This window comes from Streptomyces sp. NPDC060027 (genome assembly GCF_042737005.1).
Taxonomy (GTDB): domain Bacteria; phylum Actinomycetota; class Actinomycetes; order Streptomycetales; family Streptomycetaceae; genus Streptomyces.
Genome location: NZ_JBHWVI010000324.1, coordinates 1 through 7129 on the forward strand (window position 1 = coordinate 1; position 7129 = coordinate 7129).

General features: G+C 70.5%; 4 protein-coding genes. 1 reads left to right on the forward strand and 3 read right to left on the reverse strand.

All coding sequences use genetic code 11. The features are described 5' to 3' along the window. Window positions 1-172: 172 nt before the first annotated feature. Genes ACFWBT_RS40325 through ACFWBT_RS40335 form a run of 3 tightly spaced genes read right to left on the reverse strand, consistent with a single transcriptional unit; the run spans window position 173 to window position 3875 of the window. Window positions 173-1108 carry a carbohydrate ABC transporter permease gene (locus ACFWBT_RS40325; protein WP_385709043.1) on the reverse strand — a complete coding sequence of 312 codons (936 nt, stop codon included), beginning with the start codon at window positions 1106-1108 and terminating at the stop codon, window positions 173-175. After that, complete coding sequence (locus ACFWBT_RS40330) at window positions 1105-2169, reverse strand: ABC transporter permease (protein ID WP_385709045.1); 1065 nt, start codon at window positions 2167-2169, stop codon at window positions 1105-1107. Before ACFWBT_RS40330 ends, ACFWBT_RS40325 begins: the two co-directional genes overlap by 4 nt. A 26-nt stretch (window positions 2170-2195) precedes the next feature. Continuing rightward, complete coding sequence (locus ACFWBT_RS40335) at window positions 2196-3875, reverse strand: extracellular solute-binding protein (RefSeq protein ID WP_385709047.1); 1680 nt, start codon at window positions 3873-3875, stop codon at window positions 2196-2198. A gap of 363 nt (window positions 3876-4238) precedes the next feature. Here ACFWBT_RS40335 and ACFWBT_RS40340 point away from each other — a divergent pair, with 363 nt between their 5' ends. Beyond that, complete coding sequence (locus ACFWBT_RS40340) at window positions 4239-7091, forward strand: glycoside hydrolase family 3 C-terminal domain-containing protein (RefSeq protein WP_385709049.1); 2853 nt, start codon at window positions 4239-4241, stop codon at window positions 7089-7091. The last annotated feature ends 38 nt before the right edge of the window (window positions 7092-7129 follow it).

A 7129-nucleotide genomic window follows, 5' to 3' on the forward strand; every position in this document is an offset into this window, starting at 1 on the left:
GGGCGCCCACCCCCCCGCGCCGCGGGCTCTCCGGCGGGGGGGGGGGGGGGGGGCCCTCCCCCCCCCGGGGGGGGGGGGTGGGCCCCGCCGGGGCCCCCGGCGGTCCTGGGGCGGGGCGCCCGCGGCGAGTGGAGGGGTGCCGCGGAGTGAGGGGCACGGGGGCCGGCCGGGGTCAGCCCTTGACGGCCCCGGTGAGCATGCCCTTCTTGAAGTGCCGCTGGACGAAGGGCGAGAGGACCGTCACCGGCAGCAGCGCCAACACCATGACGGCCATCTGGATGGCGAGCGGCGACAGCTGGCCGGTGTTGATCTGCGTGGCGAGTCCGACGGGACGCTCCTGCTTCTGCACCAGCTGGATCATGACGTTCTGCAGCGGCATCATGTCCTGGTCGGTCAGGTAGATGGAGGCGTTGAACCAGGCGCTCCAGTAGCCGACCGCGTAGAACAGCGAGATCACCGCGAGGACCGCCCGGGAGAGCGGCATCACGATCTGCCACAGGACGCGCCAGTCGCCGGCGCCGTCGATGCGGGCGCTGTCGACGAGTTCGGGCGAGATGCCCATGAAGAACGCGCGCAGCACCAGGATGTTGAAGACGCTGACCGCGCTGGGGAGGATCAGCGCGAGGTAGCTGTCGGTGAGGCCGAGGGCCTGCACCAGCAGATAGGTGGGGATGAGTCCGGCGCCGAAGAACATCGTGGCGAGCAGCAGCATCAGGAACCAGCGGTGGCCGAGCGACCCGATGCGCGAGAGGCCGTAGGCGCACAGGACCGAGACCGTCATGCTGAACAGGGTGCCGACCAGGGTCACGCCGACGCTGACGAGCGCGGCGCGCTGCACCTGCCCGCCGGTGAGCAGCTCCTGGTAGGCGACGAAGGTGACACCCTTGGGGATGACCACCAGGCCGCCCGCCGCGTCGATGGTCTTCTTCGACTGGAGGCTGGTGACGATGACGATCCAGAGCGGGAAGAGGATCGCGAGGGCGGCCAGGGTAAGGATGAGCCCCTTGCCCGCGAGGCCGGCCTTCGACGGCTCCTCCTCCCAGGTCGGCCGGGGCGGGGCCGCCCAACGGCCGGGTTTGTCGCGCGGTTCGTTCGTCACGGCGGTCATTTCTTGTACACCCCCTGCTCACCCATGAGATGGGCGACCTTGTTGGCGGTCAGGACGAGCCCCAGGCCGACGACACCCTTGACGAGTCCGGCGGCGGCCGCGTATCCGAAGTCCTGGTTGCGGATGCCGTTCCACCACACGTAGGTGTCGAGGACTTCGGAGGCGCCGGGGCCCACCGAGTCGCGCTGGAGGAGGAGTTGCTCGAAGCCGACGGTGAGCGCGTCGCCGACGCGCAGCACCAGGAGCAGGGCGATCACCGGGCGCAGGGCGGGCAGCGTGATGTGCCACATCCGCCGCCAGCGCCCGGCTCCGTCCATGGCGGCGGCCTCGTACAGGTCGGGCGAGACGGCGGACAGGGCCGCGAGGAAGACGATGATGCCCCAGCCCGCGTCCTTCCAGACGCCCTCGGCCGTCACCAGGAACTTGAAGATCCCCGGGTCGGTCATCAGGTCGATGCCCTGGTGCCCGTGTCGGCGCAGGGTCTGCGCGATGATGCCCGCCCCGCCGAAGATCTGCTGGAAGACGGTGACGACGAGGACCCAGGAGAAGAAGTGCGGGAGGTACATGACCGCCTGGGCGACCGCCCGGACCCGGGGTCTGACCACACTGTTGATGAGCAGCGCGAGCAGGACCGGGATCGGGAAGTAGAGCACCAGCTGGAGGAAGAACAGCACGAAGGTGTTCTGGACGGCGTGCCAGAAGGCCGAGTCCGCGAAGATCCGCTGGAAGTTCTCCAGGCCGGTCCAGGGGCTCTCGAACATCGCGACGAAGCCGTTGTCGCTGAGATACGGGTCGTAGTCCTGGAAGGCGACGACGTTGCCGAGGACCGGTATGTAGGTGAAGACGAGGACCAACGCGACAGCCGGCAGGGTCATCAGGATCAGCGTGCGGTCGCGTCGGAACCGCAGCCGGAAGCTCAGCTTTCCGGCGCCCTGCCCGGCGCTCCGGCCGGCCCGCCGTCGGGCGGCGCGTCCGGCGGCGCCGTCCGGCGGACTCCCGTCCGGGCTGCTCTTGCCCGCCTGCGCCCCGGCCCTGCTCCGAGGCACCGTGCTGTTCGACACGGCCTTCTCCTTGCCTCAGCCCTGAATCACTTGGCCGCGGAGCCGTTGTCGTCGAGCAGCTTCTTGTACCAGGCGCGCAGGTCGTCGCCGCCCTTCCGCTTCCAGTCCGCGACGGCCTGCTGCATGTCGCCGATCTTCTTGCGGCCCCGGACGATGTCGTCCTCCAGCTGCTCGAAGTCGTTGGCGAGGTTGGTCCACCGGTTGGGCTCGGTGATCGTCAGGCCGTAGAAGGAGGACTTCTTGGTGAAGGCGCCCATGCGCTGCTGCCACTCGACCTGGAGCTTGGCGATCTCCGGCAGATCGGGGTGGGCGAGGTAGGCGGCCGGGTCACCGGTGTAGTCGTAGGCGCCGTTGACCTCGTTGGTGCCCTTGGTGGTCTTGGTGGGCAGGCCGTCCTTGAGCGTGTAGTCGGTGCCTTCGACGCCGTACACCGTGAGCATGTACTCCTTGGTGCCGTACGGCGCCGCGCAGAAGTCGGCGAGCGCGAGGAAGTCCTTGATCTGCTGCTTGGACGCCTTCTTGCTGACGAAGGTGAAGATGCCCGCGGGCTGGGTGGCCCAGAGCGTGGGGTCGCCGCCGTCGGGGCCGAAGATGTCGAATGCGCCCATCTCGAAGTCCGTCTTCTGGGTGCGCTGTTCGGCCGTCGAGCCGTACCAGTAGGACAGGTCGCCGTTGAAGACGAGGGACTGGCCCGCGGTGAAGCGGTTGGACGCGTCGCCCTTGACGGCCTTGGCGTCGGGGTGGACGACGCCCGCCGCGTACAACTTGCGCGTCCACTCCAGGGCTTCGAGGTACTCGTCGGTCTCGATCCGGTTGACCAGCTTGCCGTCCCGGAGGTCCCACCACAGCGCCTTGTCACTGCCGTTGAGGACGCCGTAGATGTTGAAGGCCGTCCACTTGAGGTCGTCGCAGGCCCACACCTTGGCCTTGGCGTCGGTGGCCTCCTTCGCCCAGGACAGGAACTCGTCGGGCGACGTGGGCGGGGTGTAGCCCTTCTTGGCGAAGATGTCCTTGCGGTAGAAGGGCGCGATGTTCGTGACGTACGAGGCCGGCATCGGGATCGCGCGCAACTGGCCGCCGAAGATGGAGCGCTGCCAGGCGTCGGTCGGTACGGCCGCGAGGTTCGGGTAGTCCTTGACCTTGTCGCCGGACAGGTACGGCCCGAGGTCGGCGAACTTGGCGTTGATGGCGCTGGGTATCTTGCCGTTCAGGTTCCAGCCCGGGACGACCACCACGTCCGGGATGTCGCTGGAGGCGAGGATCGCGCCCAGCTTCTCGTCGTAGGTGTTGCCGTCCTGGTTCTGCCAGGTCACCTTGACGCCGATGGCCTCGTTCATGGCGGTGTAGTACGCGTTGTCGCCGGCCGGCGGGCTGCCCCAGAACGGCGACATGATCTTCAGGTCGCCGCCCGCGCCCAGCTTCTTCGGGACGGACGTCTTCAGCGCGTTCAGGTCGATCGCCCGGGTGAACCCCGCCGCCGATCCGTTCTTCGACGGAAGGTCGGGCGTGACGACGCTGGACGCCACGAACGTCGGAAGGATCTTCTGGGCGTCCTTCCCCGAGGTGGTGCCGTCCTTCTTGCCGTCCTGTCCGCCGCCGCAGGCGGCGAGCAGCGGCATTCCGCCGGCCACGGCGGCCGCTGCGACCGCCGTGGAGGCGAGGAAGCTTCTCCGGCTGGGGGCGGAGGTGGCGGAGTTCGGCGTCATTGCGTCAACCCTTCATGGCGCACAGCAGGACACCCGGCGGTGGAGCCGTCGGCTGCGGTGTCTTGAGTGGATCTGGCTGAGCTGAAGCGGTCATCGGAGGACTGTGCCCTCCGGGGAGGGAAGCCCGACAGTCGAAGCGCTTCGATGTTGCTGCGAGGTTAAGTGAACGCCTAGGGGTACACAAGGGTCGATCCCAAGATTCCTCGGAGGGGTCACACAACCAGGCGTGTCCGCCTGGCACTTGACATCACCGTCGGGAATCGGAGTTGTTGCGCCCGGGTGTCTTGACACCCACCCCTCGTTCGATCGAGCATCGAAGCGCTTCGAAAGTGACTCGCCGCTCCATCGCAAAGGGACAGCCACGTGACCGCACAGACGCCACCCATGCCGCCCTTCCGTGACGCGAGCCTGCCGTTCGCGAAGCGCATCGACGACCTGCTGGCGCGGCTCACCCTCGACGAACGGATCGCGTTCCTGCACCAGTTCGCGCCCGCCGTCGAGCGACTCGGCGTGCGGGCCTTCCGCACCGGCCAGGAGGCGCTGCACGGGGTCGCCTGGATGGGTCCGGCGACGGTGTTCCCGCAGGCCGTCGGGCTCGGCGCGACCTGGAACGAGGACCTGGTGCGCCGGATCGGGGAGGCCGTCTCCGCGGAGGTCCGCGCGATGCGCGCCCGCGACGACCGCGTGGGCCTCAACGTCTGGTCCCCCACGGTCAATCTGCTGCGCCACCCGCTGTGGGGCCGCAACGAGGAGGGCTACTCGGAGGACCCGGGGCTCACCTCCGCCATCGCCACCGCGTACACCCGTGGGCTGCGCGGCGACCATCCGGCCTATTGGCGCACGGCGCCGGTCCTCAAGCACTGGCTCGCGCACAACAACGAGACGAGCAGGGACACTTCGTCCTCGTCCGTCCGCCCGCGCGTGCTGCACGAGTACGATCTGCGCGCCTTCCGCGAGACCGTCGAGGCCGGCGCGGTCGCCGGCGTGATGCCCGCGTACAACCTGGTCAACGGCCGCCCCAACCACGTCTCGCCGTATCTGCGCGAGCACCTGCGCACCTGGACCGACCAGGAGCTGCTGGTCTGCTCGGACGCGGGCGCGCCCTCCAACCTGGTCGACTCCGAGCACTACTTCGACACCCACGAGGAGGCCACCGCAGCGGCTCTCCTCGCCGGCGTCGACAGCTTCACCGACCACGGCACGGACGGCTCGCGGATCGCCGAGCGCGTCCAAGGCGCCCTGGCCCGGGGCCTGTTGAGCGAGGCGGACATCGACGCGGCGGTCCGCCGCCAGCTCTCCGTGCGCTTCCGGCTGGGCGAGTTCGACCCGCGCCTCGACCCCTATGCCGACACCAAGGACTTCGACACGCCCGCCCACCGCGCACTCGCCCGGGAGGCCGCGGAGCAGGCGGTCGTCCTCCTCAAGAACGACGGCCTGCTGCCGCTCGGCCCCGGCGTCCGCGTCGCGGTCGTCGGCCTGCTCGCCGACGAGTGCAAGCTCGACTGGTACAGCGGCACGCTGATCCACCGCTCGACCCCGCTGGAGGGCCTGTACGAGCGCTTCGGCGCCGAGCGCGTGGCCTTCGCCGAGGGCGTGGACCGCGTACGCCTGCGGACGTCGTCCGGCGGGTATCTCGCGGTGCCCGCCGACGACGGCGGGTCCGACGAGACGCGCGGCGCCGAGGGCGCCCTCGACCCGGCGCTGCTCACGGGCCGCACGGACCTGCCCCCGCTGACGGCCGACGCCGCCGGCACCGAACTGGCGCTGATCGACTGGGGCGAGGGCATCCTCACCCTGCGGGCTCCCGACGGCCGGTTCCTCTCGGTCGCCGACGACGGCTTCGTCCGCGCCTCCGCCGACCGGCCGGGCGGCTGGGTCGTCCAGGAGACCTTCCGCCTGGAACCCTCCGCATCCCATGAGCACGGCCACCTCCTGAAGCACCTGGGGACGGGCAGGTACGTCTCTGTCGCCGCCGACGGTGTGAAGGTTGCCGAGGAGGAGCCCGGGAACGCCGAGATCTTCGAGCTGGAGTTCGGCGAGCGCGGCGAGGACGCGGTGGCCCGCGCCGCCGCCTCGGCCGACGTGGTCGTCGTCGTCGCGGGCAACGACCCGCACATCAACGGCCGTGAGACCGAGGACCGTACGACGCTGCGGCTGCCCGCCCATCAGGAGCGGTTGCTGCGCGCCGCCCGCGCGGCGAACCCGGACACGGCGTTGGCCCTGGTCTCCGCCTACCCGTACGCGGTCGACCACGCCGAGCTGCCCGCCGTGCTGTGGACCGCGCACGGCGGCCAGGCGGCCGGCACCGCGCTGGCCCGCGTCCTCGCCGGTGACGTCTCCCCCGCGGGCCGCCTCCCGCAGACCTGGTACGCCGGGGACGACGACCTGCCCGGCCTGCACGACTACGACGTGATCGGCGGCCGGCAGACCTATCTCTATTTCGAGGGCACTCCCCTGTTCCCCTTCGGACACGGCCTGTCCTACGCCTCGTTCGCCTACGCGGATCTTCAGGTCGGGCGGAACGCGGACGCGTTGACGGTCTCCTGCACCGTCACCAACACCTCGGCGGTGACCGCCGACGAGGTGGCCCAGCTCTACACCCGCGCGGTCGCCCCGTCCGTGCCCCGCCCGCGCCGGGAGCTGGCGGGGCACCGCAGGTTCCGGCTCTCTCCGGGCGCCTCGACGACGGTCTCCTTCGAACTCCCGCTCTCGGCGCTCGCGTTCTGGGACGTGGCGCACGGCCGCCGCCGTCTGGAGCCCGGCGCGTACGAGCTGCTGGTCGGCGCGTCCAGCGAGGACATCCGGCTCAGCGCGACCGTCGAGATCGAAGGCGAGCCGGGTGGACCCCGCCCGGTCCTCGAACGCGGCCTGGAAGCCGCCGACTTCGACGAACAGCGGGACACCGCCATCGTCGACCGCACGAAGGCGGCGGGCGACGCGGTGACCCCGGTGGACGGCGGCACGGGCGAACTCGTCTACCGGGGCTGCGACTTCGGTGAGGGCGCCACGCGGATCACCGTCGAGGCGGCGGGCGAGGGTGCCGTCGAACTCTCCCTGGACGGCGGCCCGCCGGTCGCCGAACTCCCGCAGGTCGCGACGCGGGGGGTCTACGACTACCGCACCGTCGCCACGGCGTTCACCGCCGACGGTGTGCACGACGTCCGCCTCAGACTGCGCGGCCCCGTACGGCTCGCGCACGTCGGCTTCTCCGGCTGAGGGTCCGGAGGGGCCGGCGCAGGGGTCCGGCACCGGAA